Genomic DNA, 16,216 nt, shown 5'->3' on the forward strand with positions numbered 1-16,216 from the left:
ACTGCACTCGTAAACCGGATAAACTTGCAATAATGACTTTCGCAAGAGATCTATTGTGTAGATTAGTTTACAGCATTTCATTAAAAAGCAGGACTGATGTTTTATGATCAATGCAAGATCAAAATGAACAGTATAGAATAATGCGATATAAATGATTAAACGCCGTATCTGGTAATTAGTGACCAATCTATGACTCAATCCTCTGTATCTGAAACTTCATCGTTAAATAGTATGTCCAAATTTTTCTTATATAGTAAAAAATTATTGGCGGTTATAGCTGCAATTACCCAAGGATTTTATCTGGTTTTTCGTCACCGTTTATATAAAGATCCGAATAATCCGTGTAATACGCGTTATGTGCAGCATTTTTGCCGTCAATTATGCAAAGTTTTTAACCTTGAGATTCAGGTGCATGGAATCATTCCACGTGAGCCGGCGCTATGGGTGAGTAATCACATTTCTTGGTTAGATGTCGCGGTTTTGGGTTCCGGTGCTCGAGTTTTCTTTTTAGCCAAAGCTGAAATTGAAAAATGGCCGTTACTTGGAAAACTGGCAAAGGGTGGTGGAACACTATTTATTAAACGAGGTTCTGGCGATTCGGTTAAAATTAAACAGCAAATTACCGAATTTTTAAAACATGATATTCCGGTATTATTTTTCCCTGAAGCAACGACTTCAGATGGCTCAAGAATAAAAAAAATCTATGGACGTATTTTAGGTGCTGCCATTGAAGCCAACCGCCCTGTGCAAATATGTTTGATTTGTTATGTGAATCAACATGGACAACTGGATCTGGTGGCGCCGTTTATTAATGAGATAAGCTTTGCCGATCATGTTAAAAATGTCTTGGAAATGCCTAAAGTGAAAGCACATTTAATGGCCTTGCCGGCCATATCTCCTGAAGGACATACGGTTGAAACGTTGACCCAAGAAGTTCAAACCAAAATGGCTGAAGGTTTAATGCAGTTACAGCAAAAAGTGCTTAAAAGTCCAACTTGAACGGTTAACCAAAATGAATGCCAGTCAAAGCAAAGGCTTACATAAAGCCTTCGATTGGCAACCATGAAATCACTTTAATACCTGCCTTTTGCCACCATTTCATTTTAGGTTCTTTTAGATAGGTTTTGGTACTGCCATCATGACGTTTAATTTTCCAGTTGATTTTATTGTTGGCATTTAAAACCAGCTTGTAAGCATATTTAGATAAATTCTGATCCATGGTCTGGTGCACAGACTGGGCTAAATTCGGACTATCCAGCAATACGCCAATTTCTGTATTTAAATACGCAGAACGCGGATCAAAATTGAAAGAGCCAATAAAAACCTGTTTTTGATCAATTGCCATCAGTTTGGCATGCAGGCTTGAACGGCTTAAACCTTTTAAGCTCACTTTGGCTTTTTCCGCGATTTCATCGGTATTGGCATTCAGGTTTTCAGTTTCAGGTACAGACAGAAACTCATATAACTCGACATCACCCTTTAACAAATTTTTTCGATATTTGCTATAAAAAGCATGCACTAAAGAGACATCATTGGCTTTAAAAGAGTTGGTGAGTACCCGCACATGAATATTGTTTTGAGCCAGCTCACTCAGCGCCTTTTCACCTTTTTTTTCAGGGACGAAATAAGCTGAAATAATATCGACACTTTGTTCCGGTTTTTCTAAATGCTTCAGCAGTTGAAAATTCAGATGTTGCTCTTTTTTCGCCTTAGCTCTGATTTTACTCGGTGAATCATTTACCACTTCAGCTTTGACCCAGTCAAGTTGGATACCACTATTGAGCCATTGTTCAAAGGCGTGTGATCGATTGGCTAAATTTAGATAGTTTTGAACATTAATACTTTGAGAGTGTTCATCCAGCTGCTGTTTTAAACCCTCAAAACGTAAGGAATAATGTCTTGAATTAACGATTTGCTTAACTGGAAATGCATAATCATCATTCCAATATTCATCAAAGGAATGAATGATTTCATCTGATGCAGAGCCTACCAGCATCACATCAACATCAGAAAACTGATAATTGTCACTGACGTTATAATAGTGGTTACTCATATTGCGACCGCCAATTAAAGCAATCTGGTTATCTGCAATAAAGCTTTTGTTATGCATACGGCGGTTAATACGTTTTAGATCCAGCACCATATCCATGGCACGGTAATGTCTAAAACGGTAAGGGTTATATAACCTGACATCAATATTTTTATGCTGATCAAGGGCTAGATAAATACCTTCCATCTTTTTGGCATTGTTGTCGTCCATCAACAAACGGACTTTTACACCACGGTCAGCTGCCTTGATAATAGAATCCAAGGCGAGTGCGCCAATTCTATCGTTATCCCAGATATAGTATTGCAAGTCTAAAGTTTTTTCTGCTTTATCAATAAGATGTATACGAGCCGCTAAAGCCTCCAAGGGGTCGTATAAAACCCGATAACCGGTAAGGTTGGGATTTTGCTCTCGTAACGGTAAAACGATTTGCGCCAATGCAGTTTGTTTGGTTTCAGTATCAAACGCATATTCAATCGGTTGTGGTATCTGTTTCGGCAGGGTACTACAGGCGGGAACCCCCAAAATCATGCTACAACTTAATAATACTGCAGTTTTAGTGGAGATAGAGCTACGCAATTTATAAGTATCTGATTGAGTTTTAGCAGAGGAAGATTGCGCCATAAGTTATAAACAATACCAAAATTTGGTTTGAGTATAATTGCCAGCTGTGAAAAGATAAATATGTGAATAGATGAATGATGTCATGTCTTCGTTATCGTTAGAGAAATTATTATGTGGGATACACACGCGGTTGTTTTTTATTTTTATATGATTTTTTTTGTGCTTGGAGTTTGGGGGGTGGCACAGGCATGGCTGAGTCAAATGCGTACTGAAACTATTCATCCGTTCAAAGCTTTTGTACATTTATTGGCATTTTATCTATCTTATTTATTGATTCCTTTATTTTTCTTTAGTATTTATGCCGGTTGGAGTGCCTATTACTCCATTCATGAAGCTATTTTTATTTTCCTGCTGAGTGGTGTGCTGATTTATGCACGTTTTATTGAACCGCAGCATGTGATGGTTAAGACCCTGCAATATCAGTTGAATCCAGAGCAGAACATGCAGCGTCCGGTCAAACTGGCCTTGATTGCCGATTTACATATTGGTCTATTTTCGGGGCATGAACGCCAACTGAAAATTATTGTCGAGAAAATTAACCAGCAGAATCCTGATCTGGTGGTGGTGGCAGGGGACTGGACTTATGAACCTGAAGATAAATTGGCAGATGAACTGGCGATTTTAAAACAGATTAATGCACCGGTTTATTCTGTTAATGGTAATCATGACGAACAATATCCTGGCCCCCCGATTCAGCAATTATTAAGACATGCCTTAAAGGTCAATGATGTGATTGATATTGAAGGGCAGATGGTAGAATTTGATGAATTTCGTTTGTTAGGGGTTGGTGATTTATGGGCAGGCAAAACTGATATGCGTTTTATGCCTGACTTGCCTCAAGATAAACCCTGGGTGATTTTATCGCATAATCCCGACACCGTGGATATGGTGCCGCAGTTGCCAACACGGCCATTAATGCTGTCTGGACATACCCATGGCGGGCAAGTTGAGCTGCCCTGGTTGACCAATTACATCATGAAAAAAGTGTCTATACTGGGACATAAGAAAGGTTTATATCAGCATGAACATGCCGACGTATTTGTTACGGTCGGCACAGGCTTAGTCGGTGTACCCTTTCGTTTTCGGGTACCGCCGACGATTGATATTATTGAGCTGGTTTAAAGCTTGAAGATCGATTTCTGGAACAATTTTTGACATAGCGTAAAATAAGATTGATTTATAACAATGAGAACAAAATAGGAGAAGGGTATGTCTTTTGCAGAAGAGGTCGGTCAGTTTTTTTCTTTAACAGTACCTCAGTCGGCACAGCTTGAAGCGGGTTTGATTGCTCTAGAACAGGCTTTTCAACAAGCCGAAAGCGATGTGGTCAACACACCCGCATTTGCCAGCAGGTTTTATCAAAAGTTTCAGCAACTGATTACGGCATTTGCTATTGATGAAAATAATGTGGAAGCTTTCCTGGATCATTTATATGCAACGGAAAGATACCGTCAACTTGTGGCTTACATTGTGCCGAGTTATTACAATGCGGGGGGCGATCGAAAGGTATTTGAAGAGCTTTATCAGGAAATGTTAAGTGATGAACAGATCTAAAAAAACAGCATAAAAAAACCAGCGTCATCACGCTGGTTTTTTTTATGTTTTGATGAAACTAAACCTGATTGTTTACATCATCATTTTTTGTTTCACGAATGAGCAGGAATGCACAAAGTGACAAGATAGATGCCGCAGTCAAATAATAACCGACCGCATATAAACCATAAGTGGTCGCAAGCTTGGTCGCAATTAGTGGTGCGAAAGAGGCGCCAAAAATACCTGCAAGGTTAAAGGTTAATGCAGAACCGGTGTAACGAACTGAAGTCGGGAAAATTTCAGAAAGTACGGTACCGATTGGGCCATACGTTAAACCCATGATCGCTAAACCAATACATAAGAATAAAAACACCACGAGCGTGCTTCCGGATTCCAGCATATCGGCAAAGAAAAGACCGAAAATAGCAGATACAATACACACCGCAATAGAGGTGGTTTTACGACCAAACTTTTCCGCAAATACGGCAGAAAGCGGAATAAATGCAGCAAAACACAAGGTTGCAACCAGCTGTAGTTGTAAGAATTCTTCACGACTATAGCCGAGCTGTTTGGTACCCCATTGCAATGCAAACACTGTGGTCAAGTAGAACACAACGAAAGTACAGATTGCCGCAATCGTGCCTAAAATCAGCATACGCCAATGTTTAGTGGTTACTTCTTTAAATGGAATATTAACTTCTTTTTGCTTGTCCAATACTTTTTGGAACGCTGGTGTTTCATGCAGTTTTAAACGAATCCATAAACCGACAATCACCAATAATGAACTTGAGATAAACGGAATGCGCCAGCCCCATTGCATAAAGTCTGCTTCAGACATGAATGCACCCAGAGTAAGGAACGAACCTGTAGCCAAGATAAAGCCGATGGGTGCACCCAGTTGCGGGAACATACCATACCAGGCACGTTTGCCTTCAGGCGCATTTTCCGTTGCGAGCAGAACGGCACCCGACCATTCACCGCCTAGACCCAAACCTTGACCCAAACGGCAAAGTGCAAGCAATAGGGGAGCTGCAATACCGATTTGAGCGTATGTCGGTAATAAACCAATACATACGGTAGAAATACCCATAGTCAGGAGTGCCGCGACTAATGTGGCTTTACGCCCAATCCGGTCACCCAGATGCCCAAACAGTGCCGCGCCAATCGGGCGGGCAATAAAGGCAATCGCAAAAGTTGCAAGTGATTGAATGGTTGCGGTCATTGGATCGGTACTTGCTGGAAAGAACAAATACGGAAAAATGATGACTGCCGCAGTGGCATAAATATAAAAATCGAAGAATTCGATTGTGGTACCAACCAAGCTGGCGGTCAGTACGCGGAATTTTGAATTTGTCGCTACTTCTTCCGAAGCAGGTATAGAATTTGATGACGCCATGAGAAACCTTACACTTACTAAAAATAAAAAAACTTAGTTTTAAAAGCGTAATCTTTTTAAAAAAGGCGTAATTTCTTAAAAAAATACGAAATACCAGCTCATATCTACGGATTTAGGGTTGCTAAAAAATGCAGAAATAGAGGGTTATATCACGTAAAGACAGATCGCCAAGAAATGTGATCCAGCGCCCATCAATACAAAAACATGCCAGATAGCATGGGTATATCTTACTCTTTTTAATGCATAAAACAATGCACCAATGGTATATGCAAGTCCACCAATGATCAGATAGGTTAAAGCTTGATCGCTTAAAAAGCGTTGCATATCATCCATTACCAGCAATGCAAGCCATCCCATGACCAGATAAGCGATCAGTGAAATTTTCTGGAAACGATGAATGAAAACTAACTTGAATAGTGTACCAATGCCGGCAATCACCCATAGCGCGATTAACAAATAATGGGCTTTTGGCGTTGGAATCGCAATTGCCAAGAAAGGCGTATAGGTTCCAGCAATCAGGTAATAAATGGCGGTGTGATCCAGTTTTTTGTACCAGCCCCGGCGTTGTGGTGATTCGGCATAATGGTACAGACTCGAAGCTGCAAAGAGTAAAATCAGGCTCAGGGCATAGACACATAAGCCGATAAACTGCCCGAGCGGTAAATAACTGCCTTTAATCAGCATGAAAATACTGGCAATAAGTGCTAATCCTGCGCCAAGTGCATGACTAATCGCATTTATTTTTTCTTCATGTGGATCATAAGACTGCAGTTGAGTAGTCATGATTATTTATTTTCTATAATTAAAAATACACTTGTATAGTAATGGAGTTTTACCTTTAAAGTAAGAAGTTTTAAACTGATCGCTTAATTTATCCGAGTGATCTGTATGTCTCAATTGGCTTCTCCCTCTATTCAGGAACAAAAATTCTTAGATGTTTTTCAGCAAGCCATTGAAACCCAAAGTTTTGATCGAATAATTTTGAGTCAATATAAAGGTGAACTTGAAAATCTAGAGAAAATTACCTTGCGCGTCATCTCACTGCAAGGGCAGTCGGTTTTAAGTGGTTTGTATCGTTATAAGACCCAAGATATCACCAAAAACTATCCTTTAGCAGAAGCCAACTCAATTCTTCAGGATTTATTGGCGCACTGTAAACAAGCCAATCTTTTTACCAATGAAGAAGAGCTGCAACTTAAAAAGAATAAGAAAAAAGCCCTGTTGACGGTGAGTAAAAATAAATCTGCATCAAAGCTACAGAATATAGAAAATCAGCACGGGCATGACCGCACCAAACATCGCTATGTCGATCAAGACAGCTATTTTTTACAGCCCTTGGGCATTACTGATGCGAAAGCGCAGATTATTCCAAGCATGGCGCGCAAGTGGAAACAGATTAATAAATTTGTGGAAATTTTCTCGGGCGCTTTAGATCAGATTGCACAACCTGAACATGCTTTACGTGTGGTCGATTTTGGCTCGGGTAAAGGTTATCTCACTTTTGCTTTGTACGATTATCTGGAAAAGCAGGGGCAAACGCCATTTGTTACCGGGGTGGAACTGAATGATAAAATGGTCAGTTTCTGTCAGAAGGTGGCTGAAGAGTCGCAATTTACCCAGCTGGATTTTTTCCAGGGCGATGTCCGCACTTATCAACCCGAACATCTGGATGTGATGATTGCCTTGCATGCCTGTGATGTGGCAACGGACTTTGCCATTCACACTGGCATTCGTTTGAATGCCCAAATGATCATGTGCGCGCCGTGTTGCCATAAAGAATTGCGTCCCCAGCTCAAAAGCCCGGAAGTGCTGAAACCGATGTTGCAATTTGGCATTCATTTAGGTCAACAGGCGGAAATGCTGACCGATACCATTCGTGCTTTATTACTCAAAGCTTACGGTTATGAAACCAAAGTATTTGAGTTTGTAGCACTCGAGCATACCAGTAAAAACAAAATGATCTTGGCGACCAAACGTAAAGATTATCAAGAGCCGGATCAGGCAGTCTTGGCTCAGATTCAAGCCCTAAAAGAGATGTATGGCATTCAAAAGCATTCACTTGAATTGTTGCTGAATAATCAGTGGGATCAGCAGGATATTGGCTGTAAATGCTAATTTGAAATTGATCAAGCAGTTGTGAGGCTGCTTTTGTTTTTAGGAAGATGATTTTAATGACACAAGTGACCCTCCGTTCAGGCAGCTGGGATGTACTGCAACATGATGCCAAACTGATTCGTGAGCAGGTGTTTATTCAGGAACAGCAGATTGCGGTTGAAGATGAATGGGATGCTGAAGATGCCGTATCCGTGCATTTCGTAATTTACGATCAGGAACAGCCGATTGCGACAGCACGATTATTACAAAATAACAGCGTCGGGCGTGTGGCGGTGCTGAAATCGCATCGCGGCGTAGGCATTGGCAAAGTGCTGATGCTACAGATCATTCAACAAGCTAAACTTGAACAGCGAAAATTCCTGAAACTGTCTTCACAGGTGCATGCTATTCAGTTTTATGCGAGTTTGGGTTTTAACGTTGAAGGTGAGCAATATCTGGACTGTGCTATTCCACATATTGATATGCGACTGGCATTTAGCGATTAAAGAATTTTAAGTTTTGATAAAATAAAAAAGCCACTCAAAGTGGCTTTTTTATTTTCATAAATCTAGGTATCAATGACCAGACTGATGTTCAGCTGATGTTTCAGCTTCTGTCATGGCTGCATGTTCTTCTGCAGACATGTGATGATCTTCAGCAGTGGCTGGGGCTGTATCCATTTCTTTCTGCTTCTTAGCTTCTGCCAATGCTTCTTCAGACATTGCAGGGGCATTTTTAAATGCATGCTGCTGGGTATTTTTTTGCTGTTGGCTTGGCATGTAATCTGGTTCATTGGTTACTGCAAGATAGAAAAAGCCAAGGAAAAAAGCACTTAAAATAAAGGCAATAATCAGCGCTTTCCAGCCCCAAGGGGATTTTTCAGGAGAAGAATTATCAGTCATGAGAAAATACCAAAATGGATAAAAATAAATCAGAATCTGTGTAACTTTATAACACAGAATCGAAGCAAAGCCGACTGATAAGTGACTCAACCATTATTTAAATAAGCGAGTGAAATGAATTCAAGGAGCTGGTTTCTATTTAAGTGAAGTCAAAGTTTATAGCGGTATAAATATTCAGGCTTAAAAAATAGGTAAGTATTCTAAATGATCAAAAGCCCCCTTGAATGCATTAACACCCTTATCTTCAATCCAAAGAAAGGGCGTTAATGCTTTATGACTGAAGGGGGTTTATGAAATTTTCTCGCCAGAATGCACTTTATCTTTGAGCAATTGTGGCGCTTTAAAACGCTCGCCGTATTTCGCTTCAAGTGTATTGGCACGGATCAAGGCTTTTTCCAGACCATACTGGTTCAGATACTGGATGGCTCCACCTGTCCATGGGGCAAAACCAATTCCAAAGATCGAGCCAACATTGGCATCTACAACCGACTCCAACACGCCTTCTTCAAAGCAGCGCAAAGTATCCAGCGCTTGAACAAACAGGAAGCGGTCAATCATTTCCTGTTCGGATATCTCCACCTCTTTTTTCCAGTGGCTTAAACCTTCCCATAAATGTTTTTTACCACTTTCAGGGTATTCATAGAAACCTGCACCCGCAGCTTTACCTTTACGATTAAACTCATAAATCATGCTTTCAATCACATCATCTGCAGCAGAACGTGGCAGGTCTTCGCCTTCTGCTTGCAGGGCTTTACGCGTCTCATTTGCGACATGTTCAGACAAGGTTAAAGACACTTCATCCTGAATCGCAAGGGCACCAACAGGCATACCGGCTTTGAGCACTGCCATTTCAATCTTGGCAGGATGAACTCCTTCAGCAAGTAGTCTTAAGCCCTCTTGTACAAATTTTCCAAACACACGACTGGTGAAGAAACCACGACTGTCATTGACTACAATCGGGGTTTTTCCAATTTGCTGGACATAGTCATAGGCTTTAGCCAAAGTTTCCGCTGAGGTATTTTGCCCTTTGATGATTTCTACCAGTTGCATTTTATCGACCGGGCTAAAAAAATGCAGACCAATGAAATGGCTATCATCCTTAGAAGCTTTAGCGAGTCCTGTAATTGGCAGGGTAGAGGTATTCGATGCCATCACACCGCCAGTTACCAAATAACTTTCCGCTTCTTGGGTGACTTTGGCTTTGAGTTCTGGATTTTCAAACACCGCCTCAATAATCAGGTCACAACCTTGCAAATCCTCCGCAGAAGCTGTGGTTGTAATTAAACTTAAAACTTGATCGCGTTTTTCAGCCGTTAAACGACCTTGAGAGGCTTTTTTATCCAGCAACTTTTGGCTGTAGGCTTTGCCTTTTTCTGCCGCTTCTATTGATATATCTTTTAAAATAACCGGAATGCCTTTCGATGCGGTGGCATAAGCAATCCCTGCACCCATCATTCCGGCGCCTAAAATACCGACTTTAGAGGCTTTCCATTTGGCAATGACTTTCGGGCGACTCGCACCTGATTTGATCGCACTCAGACCATGCCAAAAAGTGCCGATCATATTTTTAGAAATTTGGCCGGTCGCCAGATAAGTAAAGTAACGTGATTCAATGGTCAGTGCGGTATCGACATCCACCTGCGCACCTTCAACTGCAGCTGCCATAATTGCTTCAGGGGCAGGGTAACAACCTTTGGTCTTGTCACGCAGCATCGCAGGTGCAATCGCAAGCATTTGAGCGACAGCCGGCGTTGAAGGCGAGCCACCTGGAATTTTGTAACCTTTCATATCAAACGGTTGTTGCGAGATGGGATTGGCTTTGACCCAGGCAATGGCTTTGTCTAACAGTTCTTGTTCAGTTTCCACAATATCGTGAATCAGGCCTAAAGACTTGGCTTTATCAACACTAAATTGTTTACCTTCCATCAACAGTGGAAAGGCATTTTGCAAGCCGAGTAGCCGTACAGTACGAACGATTCCGCCACCGCCCGGCAATAATCCTAAAGTTACTTCAGGTAAGCCAAATTTAGCTTTCGGGTCATTCAGTGCAATTCGATGATGACAACACAAAGCCAGTTCCCAGCCACCGCCGAGTGCTGTGCCATTAAGTGCGGCAACCACAGGAATACCACGGGTTTCGATATAACGCAGTTTGGCTTTCATCTCTTCAACCATGTTGAAGAATGCGGTGGCATGATCCGGCTCTGCCTCAATCAGTTCATCAAGGTCACCCCCGGCAAAAAAGGTTTTTTTCGCGGAACGGAAAATGATCCCTGAAATTTCTGCATCTGCTTGCAGCTTGGAAACAATGTCTTCCAGTGCTGCACGGAAATCTGCATTCATGGTGTTGGCAGACTGGTTGGGAGAATCTAGTGTGAGTATGACAATGTCATCGGCATTTTTTTCAAATTGAATTGCGCTCATTGTTGTTCTCCTTATATCAATTCAATAATCGTTGCGATGCCCATACCACCACCGACACATAACGTAGCTAAACCGCGTTTTTTACCCTGACGTTCCAGTTCATCCAGCAGTGTGCCTAAAATCATCGCACCGGTTGCCCCCAGTGGATGTCCCATCGCAATCGCACCACCGTTGACATTGACTTTAGCTGGGTCAACATTAAGTTCGGTAATAAAGCGCATCACCACCGCTGCAAAGGCTTCGTTAACTTCAAACAGGTCGATGTCATCAATGCTTAGACCTGCTTTATCTAAAGCCTTGCGTGCAGCGGGTGCAGGGCCGGTCAACATAATGGTAGGGTCGGAGCCGACTAACGCGGTTGAAAGTACTTTGGCACGTGGTTTTAAACCTTGTTCTTTCACTGCTTTTTCTGAAGCAATTAAAACCAGCGCAGCACCATCGACAATACCGGATGAATTTCCGGCATGATGTACATGGTTGACTGTACCCACTTCAGGATATTTTTGCAGCGCGATGGCATCAAAACCCATTTGTCCCATCATGGCAAAACTTGGATTTAGTTTGCCCAAACCCTCTGCCGTAGTTGTCGGCTTAATAAACTCGTCTTGGGCTAAAATCGTCACGCCTGCTTTGTCTTTAACTGGCACAATCGATTTGTTGAAATAGCCATTGGCTTGAGCGGCAGCCGCTTTCTTTTGTGATTCAGCTGCGAATGTGTCGACATCTTCACGACTATAACCGTCAATCGTGGCAATCAGGTCAGCACCAATCCCTTGCGGAATAAAGTCACAGGCCATGTTGGTTTCTGGATCCAGTGCCCAAGGACCACCATCAGAACCCATTGGCACACGCGACATCGATTCCACACCACCCGCCACCACCATATCTTCCCAACCCGAACGGATTTTCATGGCCGCCATATTCACGGCTTCCAGTCCTGAGGCACAGAAACGGTTGATTTGTACACCCGCCACATCATTGTCCCAACCTGCCGCAATGGCCGCTGTTTTAGCAATATCAGCCCCTTGATCACCAATCGGGGTGACACAGCCCAGTACAATATCATCGACTTTTGATGTATCAAATTGATGACGGTCTTTCAATTCATTGAGCAAAGTGGTCAGTAGGGTAATCGGTTTCACTTGATGCAGTGAACCCTCTTTTTTTCCTTTTCCGCGTGGTGTGCGAATGGCATCAATGATGTAAGCCTCGCTCATAGCTGTTCCTTTGTTATGACTTTTAAATTGTTATACTTTTCGAGTGTAATGATTAATTTTTGAAGTGCAATGACAAGAACGGATCAGATCAAATGAGTTTTTTAGCCAATAAAAAAGCCCAGACATTTAGTCTGGGCGGAGAAACTGTTATGCAGCTAAATGATTAATGATAGCCGTGTAATTGGCGATACAGTCCAGGTGTTACTCCAGTCCATTTCTTAAATGCACGGTGGAAAGTACTGGTTTCACTGAAACCGACTTGTTGTGCAACATCTTCCAGGGTTAAACCTGGGTTAAGTAGAAGGTGAATGGCAGCATCACGGCGTAATGCATCTTTAACACCTTGATAGCTTTTGCCTTCTGCAGCCAAACGACGACGTAAAGTTTGTGGCGACAAGTACAGCATAGACGCCACATCATTCAAGGTTGGCATTTCTTCACCAATTTGGCTCTTGAGGACGTCACGAATACGTGAAGTTAAAGAGTTGGTATTTTTGAATTTGACCAGTAATTGAGCCGGTGCGGCTTTTAAGAATTCTTCCAGATTCTCTTCAGTTTGACGCAGTGGTAAATCCAGATAATCAGCTGCAAAGGTAATTTCGGTGCGTGCTGCATCAAACTGCATCACCGGGGCAAAGAACAGTGCATCGTATTCATCGGCATGTGCAGGGCGTGGATAGCCGAAGTGCACACGTTCTAGTGGAATACGGCGTTCAATTAGCCAAGAAGCTAAACCGTGCCAAATCATCAACATACTTTCGGTAATGAAATGGTCGGGATCCATGCTTTGGGGAACATGAGGAACCAGACGTGCTTCGTGTTTATCACGTTCTATAGTCACCGACCATTCATCACCAAACAGTTTATAGAATTGTGCAGAAAGATCTAAAGCGTCTCCTAGCGTTTTCGCGTGAATAATCAACTGACACATAATGGCAAAAGTGCCCAAGCGACGTGGCTGTATATCAAAGCCCATATGTTCGTCTTGAGTCACCATCCATAACATCTTGACAAATCGGGTGTATTGCTCAGGAGAAATACGTGCTTTAGGTTGACGTAATAAGTCGGGTTCAATGCCTACATGTGACAATAAAGTTTCGACGTCCATACCTAGACGTTTTACGCCTGTTAAAGCCGCATTTACGAAGTGGATACTAATCGTATCGCGACTTATATTAAAGTCTTCAGTTTCTTTATCTTTTATATTCACTGGCAGTTGACCTAATTTTATATTCACTTGTAGTTGACCTAAATGACACTAAAAAATGTTTGGGTGGCAATTTACAATATATATTTTACCTTATCTACATATTAATTTGCCGAAATGATCAAGGTAAATGGCTGAACATGACATTGTTTTGTTGCATTTATATTTCTAATATGGGAAAAAAATCAACATAAAAGAGTAAAAATTACATGGAAGCTGCTTTAAAAGGATTAAAAGTTCTCGATTTTTCTACCCTTTTGCCGGGACCGTTCGCGACATTATATTTAGCTGACTTGGGTGCAGAGGTTATTCATGTGGAATCGCCAACACGTCCGGATTTAATCCGTTTATTGCCACCTTATGCCAATGGACAAGCGACTGCGCATAGTTATTTGAATCGAAATAAACAATCCATAGCGCTGGATTTAAAAGATCCTCAAAACATTACGTCCATTAAACAGAAAATTTCTGAATTTGACATTGTGATTGAGCAGTTCAGACCCGGGGTAATGCAACGGCTCGGCTTGGATTATCAAAGCCTTGCCGCAATTAATCCGCGACTGATTTATTGCTCTATTACCGGTTATGGGCAAACCGGACTCTATAAAGATAAAGCCGGCCACGATATCAATTATCTTGCGCTGTCTGGAATTGCAGGTCATAGCGGTCGACAAGACAGTGGTCCACCCCCGATGGGCATTCAAATTGCAGATGTTGCCGGGGGCTCTTTACACGCAGTAATCGGAATTCTGTCTGCGGTAATTGAACGTCAACGTAGCGGACAGGGACAATATATTGATATTTCGATGACCGACTGTGTGGCCACCTTAAATAATATGGCAGCCGCCGCATCACTGGCTGGAAAAAGCAAACAGTCTGCGGAAAGAGGGCATTTAAATGGGGGTACTTTTTATGATTATTATCAGACCCAAGATGGCCGTTACTTGTCTGTGGGGAGTTTAGAACCACAATTTATGTCCGGCTTGGCCACGATTTTAGAACTTCCAGTCCTTCTAGAAAAAGGTGCTTCTTTCGATGAGTCAGATCGACAAATGGTTAAGCAAGCGATTCAGGACAAAATAAAATCTAAAGATTTTGCTGAGTGGCAGACGATTTTCGCAGCGCAAGACATTTGTGTTGAGCCTGTACTGCATTTGGATGAAGCACTAGATTCTGAACTTGCCAAGCAACGACAATGGACAGTTGAAGTACCTTTGGATACAAATTCAGAACAGACAGAGCAACAGTTAAGTTGTCCAATTAAGTTCTCCCGATCAGAAAATGTCTATAAATTCGCTGGACAGCGACTCGGGGAAGGAAAATGGTGATTATTTTTCTCTTATTTTATCAAATGGTTAAAAACCTTTAATCAAAAAGTTAAAAGAATGTGAAGAAAAAATTGACCAGTCTCACAAAAAATAGGCGTAACATATACAAAATACATATAAATAAATTATGGTTACTTATATGCACTTATCTCCTAAAATAAAGGCGGTTTCAGTTGCATTAACTGCTTTTTTATCTGGTATTGCGGCAGCACACGCAAGTGATGCATTTGATGCAGAAAGTCCGTGGATGCTCGGTGACTGGAACGGTCAGCGTACTACATTGCAAAAACAAGGCTACGATTTCAGCTTCGGTTATACCAGTGAAATGGCAACTTTACTCAATGCAAAATATGCCTCAAGTCACGGAACTGAATACGCAGACCAGTTTGCAATTGGTGTGCACTTAGACTTGGAAAAGATTTCTGGATGGAAAGATACTGAAGCTCAAATTAACATTACTGAGCGTAATGGTCATTCACTGTCTAATACTTCCGATGCTTTAAATGGTCAATCGACTGGTGTAGCAAGTGGTCATTTAAGTTCTACCCAAGAAGTGTGGGGCCGTGGTCAAACTTGGCGTTTAACTGATTTTTGGATCAAGAAAAAATTCTTAGAGCAGAAATTGGATATTAAAGTCGGTCGTTTCGGTGAAGGTGAAGACTTCAATAGTTTTGACTGTGATTTTCAAAACCTGGCCCTTTGTGGTTCACAAGTGGGGAACTGGGTGGGTGATCAATGGTACAACTGGCCTGTATCACAATGGGCTGCACGTGTGAAATACAATGTCACTCCAGACGTTTATGCACAAGTCGGTATATACGAATATAACCCTGAAAATTTAGAACGCGGCAAAGGTTTTAACCTCAGCACGGATGGTTCTAAGGGTGCAATTATTCCTGCAGAATTAGTTTGGACACCAAAAGTCGGCGAGCAAAAACTTCCGGGTGAATACCGTGCCGGTTATTACTACAGCACTGCTGACGCGCAAGAAATTAGCCAGCCTCTACAAACTTCACATAAGCAAGGCGGATGGGTGGTTGTGAAACAACAGCTGACCGCACATAAAGGGGATGCTTCTCGTGGCTTAACGGGTTTCGTGAATTTAACCGTTCATGATTCAGATACAAATGCTGTAAGCGATATGCAAAACCTAGGTCTTGTTTATAAAGGTGCAATAGATTCTCGTCCTAAAGATGAAATTGCAGTTGGTGTTGCACGTATCAATATGAACGATGGTCTGAATGATCAACGTAGTGAGGAAATTGATGCAGAAGTTTATTACGGTTTACATGCAACCAATTGGTTAACGATCCGTCCAAACGTTCAGTATATTCGTCATGTTGGTGCATATAAAAACGGTGAAAATGCTTGGGTTGGCGGAGTCAAATTCCAAACTGCTTTCTAGGGGTGATTCAGAGCCTTAAAAAATGAGAGGTCATCATCA

14 protein-coding genes are annotated in these 16,216 nt (G+C 41.8%); 7 read left to right on the plus strand and 7 right to left on the minus strand.

Annotated elements, in window-relative coordinates:
• Positions 1-189 precede the first annotated feature (189 nt).
• A complete protein-coding gene (locus AC3CAU_RS06125; RefSeq protein ID WP_447054062.1) occupies positions 190-999 on the plus strand; it encodes a lysophospholipid acyltransferase family protein in 810 nt (269 codons plus the stop codon).
• A 37-nt stretch (positions 1,000-1,036) separates the two neighbouring features.
• On the opposite strand, the gene AC3CAU_RS06130 is transcribed toward AC3CAU_RS06125, so the two are convergent.
• Positions 1,037-2,614, minus strand: a complete 1,578-nt coding sequence (locus tag AC3CAU_RS06130) for a phospholipase D family protein (RefSeq protein ID WP_447054363.1) — start codon at positions 2,612-2,614, stop codon at positions 1,037-1,039.
• 168 nt (positions 2,615-2,782) lie between these two features.
• Between AC3CAU_RS06130 and AC3CAU_RS06135 the strand changes: the two genes are divergently transcribed.
• Positions 2,783-3,793 carry a metallophosphoesterase gene (locus AC3CAU_RS06135; RefSeq protein ID WP_447054063.1) on the plus strand — a complete coding sequence of 337 codons (1,011 nt, stop codon included), beginning with the start codon at positions 2,783-2,785 and terminating at the stop codon, positions 3,791-3,793.
• Between the two features lie 87 nt (positions 3,794-3,880).
• Complete coding sequence (locus AC3CAU_RS06140) at positions 3,881-4,225, plus strand: hypothetical protein (RefSeq protein WP_447054064.1); 345 nt, start codon at positions 3,881-3,883, stop codon at positions 4,223-4,225.
• Positions 4,226-4,283: 58 nt separating this feature from the next.
• Here AC3CAU_RS06140 and AC3CAU_RS06145 read toward each other — a convergent pair whose 3' ends face one another.
• Entirely contained in the window at positions 4,284-5,600 is a 1,317-nt protein-coding gene (locus AC3CAU_RS06145) for an MFS transporter (protein ID WP_447054065.1), read from the minus strand.
• Positions 5,601-5,744: 144 nt separating this feature from the next.
• The gene (gene trhA, locus AC3CAU_RS06150) at positions 5,745-6,383 is read right to left on the minus strand and encodes a PAQR family membrane homeostasis protein TrhA (protein ID WP_447054066.1); all 639 of its coding nucleotides are present in this window, start codon (positions 6,381-6,383) and stop codon (positions 5,745-5,747) included.
• 105 nt (positions 6,384-6,488) lie between these two features.
• Here trhA and AC3CAU_RS06155 point away from each other — a divergent pair, with 105 nt between their 5' ends.
• Together AC3CAU_RS06155 and AC3CAU_RS06160 are read left to right on the plus strand one after the other, a co-directional pair.
• On the plus strand, positions 6,489-7,715 hold the full coding sequence (locus AC3CAU_RS06155; protein ID WP_447054067.1) for a class I SAM-dependent methyltransferase: 1,227 nt from the start codon (positions 6,489-6,491) through the stop codon (positions 7,713-7,715).
• Positions 7,716-7,771: 56 nt separating this feature from the next.
• Complete coding sequence (locus AC3CAU_RS06160; RefSeq protein WP_447054068.1) at positions 7,772-8,200, plus strand: GNAT family N-acetyltransferase; 429 nt, start codon at positions 7,772-7,774, stop codon at positions 8,198-8,200.
• 69 nt (positions 8,201-8,269) lie between these two features.
• Here AC3CAU_RS06160 and AC3CAU_RS06165 read toward each other — a convergent pair whose 3' ends face one another.
• The 4 genes from AC3CAU_RS06165 to AC3CAU_RS06180 all read right to left on the minus strand — a co-directional run bounded on the left by AC3CAU_RS06165 (position 8,270) and on the right by AC3CAU_RS06180 (position 13,411).
• A complete protein-coding gene (locus AC3CAU_RS06165) occupies positions 8,270-8,596 on the minus strand; it encodes a hypothetical protein (protein ID WP_447054069.1) in 327 nt (108 codons plus the stop codon).
• A 288-nt stretch (positions 8,597-8,884) separates the two neighbouring features.
• Positions 8,885-11,020: a 3-hydroxyacyl-CoA dehydrogenase NAD-binding domain-containing protein gene (locus tag AC3CAU_RS06170; RefSeq protein WP_447054070.1), complete on the minus strand. Its 2,136-nt coding sequence runs from the start codon at positions 11,018-11,020 to the stop codon at positions 8,885-8,887.
• Positions 11,021-11,031: 11 nt separating this feature from the next.
• Entirely contained in the window at positions 11,032-12,237 is a 1,206-nt protein-coding gene (locus tag AC3CAU_RS06175; protein WP_447054071.1) for an acetyl-CoA C-acetyltransferase, read from the minus strand.
• Positions 12,238-12,400: 163 nt separating this feature from the next.
• Complete coding sequence (locus tag AC3CAU_RS06180; RefSeq protein WP_131217702.1) at positions 12,401-13,411, minus strand: AraC family transcriptional regulator; 1,011 nt, start codon at positions 13,409-13,411, stop codon at positions 12,401-12,403.
• A 242-nt stretch (positions 13,412-13,653) separates the two neighbouring features.
• Here AC3CAU_RS06180 and AC3CAU_RS06185 point away from each other — a divergent pair, with 242 nt between their 5' ends.
• The gene (locus AC3CAU_RS06185; protein WP_447054072.1) at positions 13,654-14,772 is read left to right on the plus strand and encodes a CaiB/BaiF CoA transferase family protein; all 1,119 of its coding nucleotides are present in this window, start codon (positions 13,654-13,656) and stop codon (positions 14,770-14,772) included.
• 139 nt (positions 14,773-14,911) lie between these two features.
• The gene (locus tag AC3CAU_RS06190; RefSeq protein WP_447054073.1) at positions 14,912-16,177 is read left to right on the plus strand and encodes a carbohydrate porin; all 1,266 of its coding nucleotides are present in this window, start codon (positions 14,912-14,914) and stop codon (positions 16,175-16,177) included.
• The last annotated feature ends 39 nt before the right edge of the window (positions 16,178-16,216 follow it).

The sequence above is a fragment of the Acinetobacter sp. GG23 genome (assembly GCF_057766365.1).

Excerpts from the sequence above, each read along its gene's own strand:
- AC3CAU_RS06125 (WP_447054062.1), top strand. The coding sequence starts at position 190 with ATGACTCAATCCTCTGTATCTGAAACTTCATCGTTAAATAGTATGTCC.
- AC3CAU_RS06135 (WP_447054063.1), top strand. The coding sequence starts at position 2,783 with ATGTGGGATACACACGCGGTTGTTTTTTATTTTTATATGATTTTTTTT.
- AC3CAU_RS06140 (WP_447054064.1), top strand. The coding sequence starts at position 3,881 with ATGTCTTTTGCAGAAGAGGTCGGTCAGTTTTTTTCTTTAACAGTACCT.
- AC3CAU_RS06145 (WP_447054065.1), bottom strand. The coding sequence starts at position 5,600 with ATGGCGTCATCAAATTCTATACCTGCTTCGGAAGAAGTAGCGACAAAT.
- trhA (WP_447054066.1), bottom strand. The coding sequence starts at position 6,383 with ATGACTACTCAACTGCAGTCTTATGATCCACATGAAGAAAAAATAAAT.
- AC3CAU_RS06155 (WP_447054067.1), top strand. The coding sequence starts at position 6,489 with ATGTCTCAATTGGCTTCTCCCTCTATTCAGGAACAAAAATTCTTAGAT.
- AC3CAU_RS06160 (WP_447054068.1), top strand. The coding sequence starts at position 7,772 with ATGACACAAGTGACCCTCCGTTCAGGCAGCTGGGATGTACTGCAACAT.
- AC3CAU_RS06165 (WP_447054069.1), bottom strand. The coding sequence starts at position 8,596 with ATGACTGATAATTCTTCTCCTGAAAAATCCCCTTGGGGCTGGAAAGCG.
- AC3CAU_RS06170 (WP_447054070.1), bottom strand. The coding sequence starts at position 11,020 with ATGAGCGCAATTCAATTTGAAAAAAATGCCGATGACATTGTCATACTC.
- AC3CAU_RS06175 (WP_447054071.1), bottom strand. The coding sequence starts at position 12,237 with ATGAGCGAGGCTTACATCATTGATGCCATTCGCACACCACGCGGAAAA.
- AC3CAU_RS06185 (WP_447054072.1), top strand. The coding sequence starts at position 13,654 with ATGGAAGCTGCTTTAAAAGGATTAAAAGTTCTCGATTTTTCTACCCTT.
- AC3CAU_RS06190 (WP_447054073.1), top strand. The coding sequence starts at position 14,912 with ATGCACTTATCTCCTAAAATAAAGGCGGTTTCAGTTGCATTAACTGCT.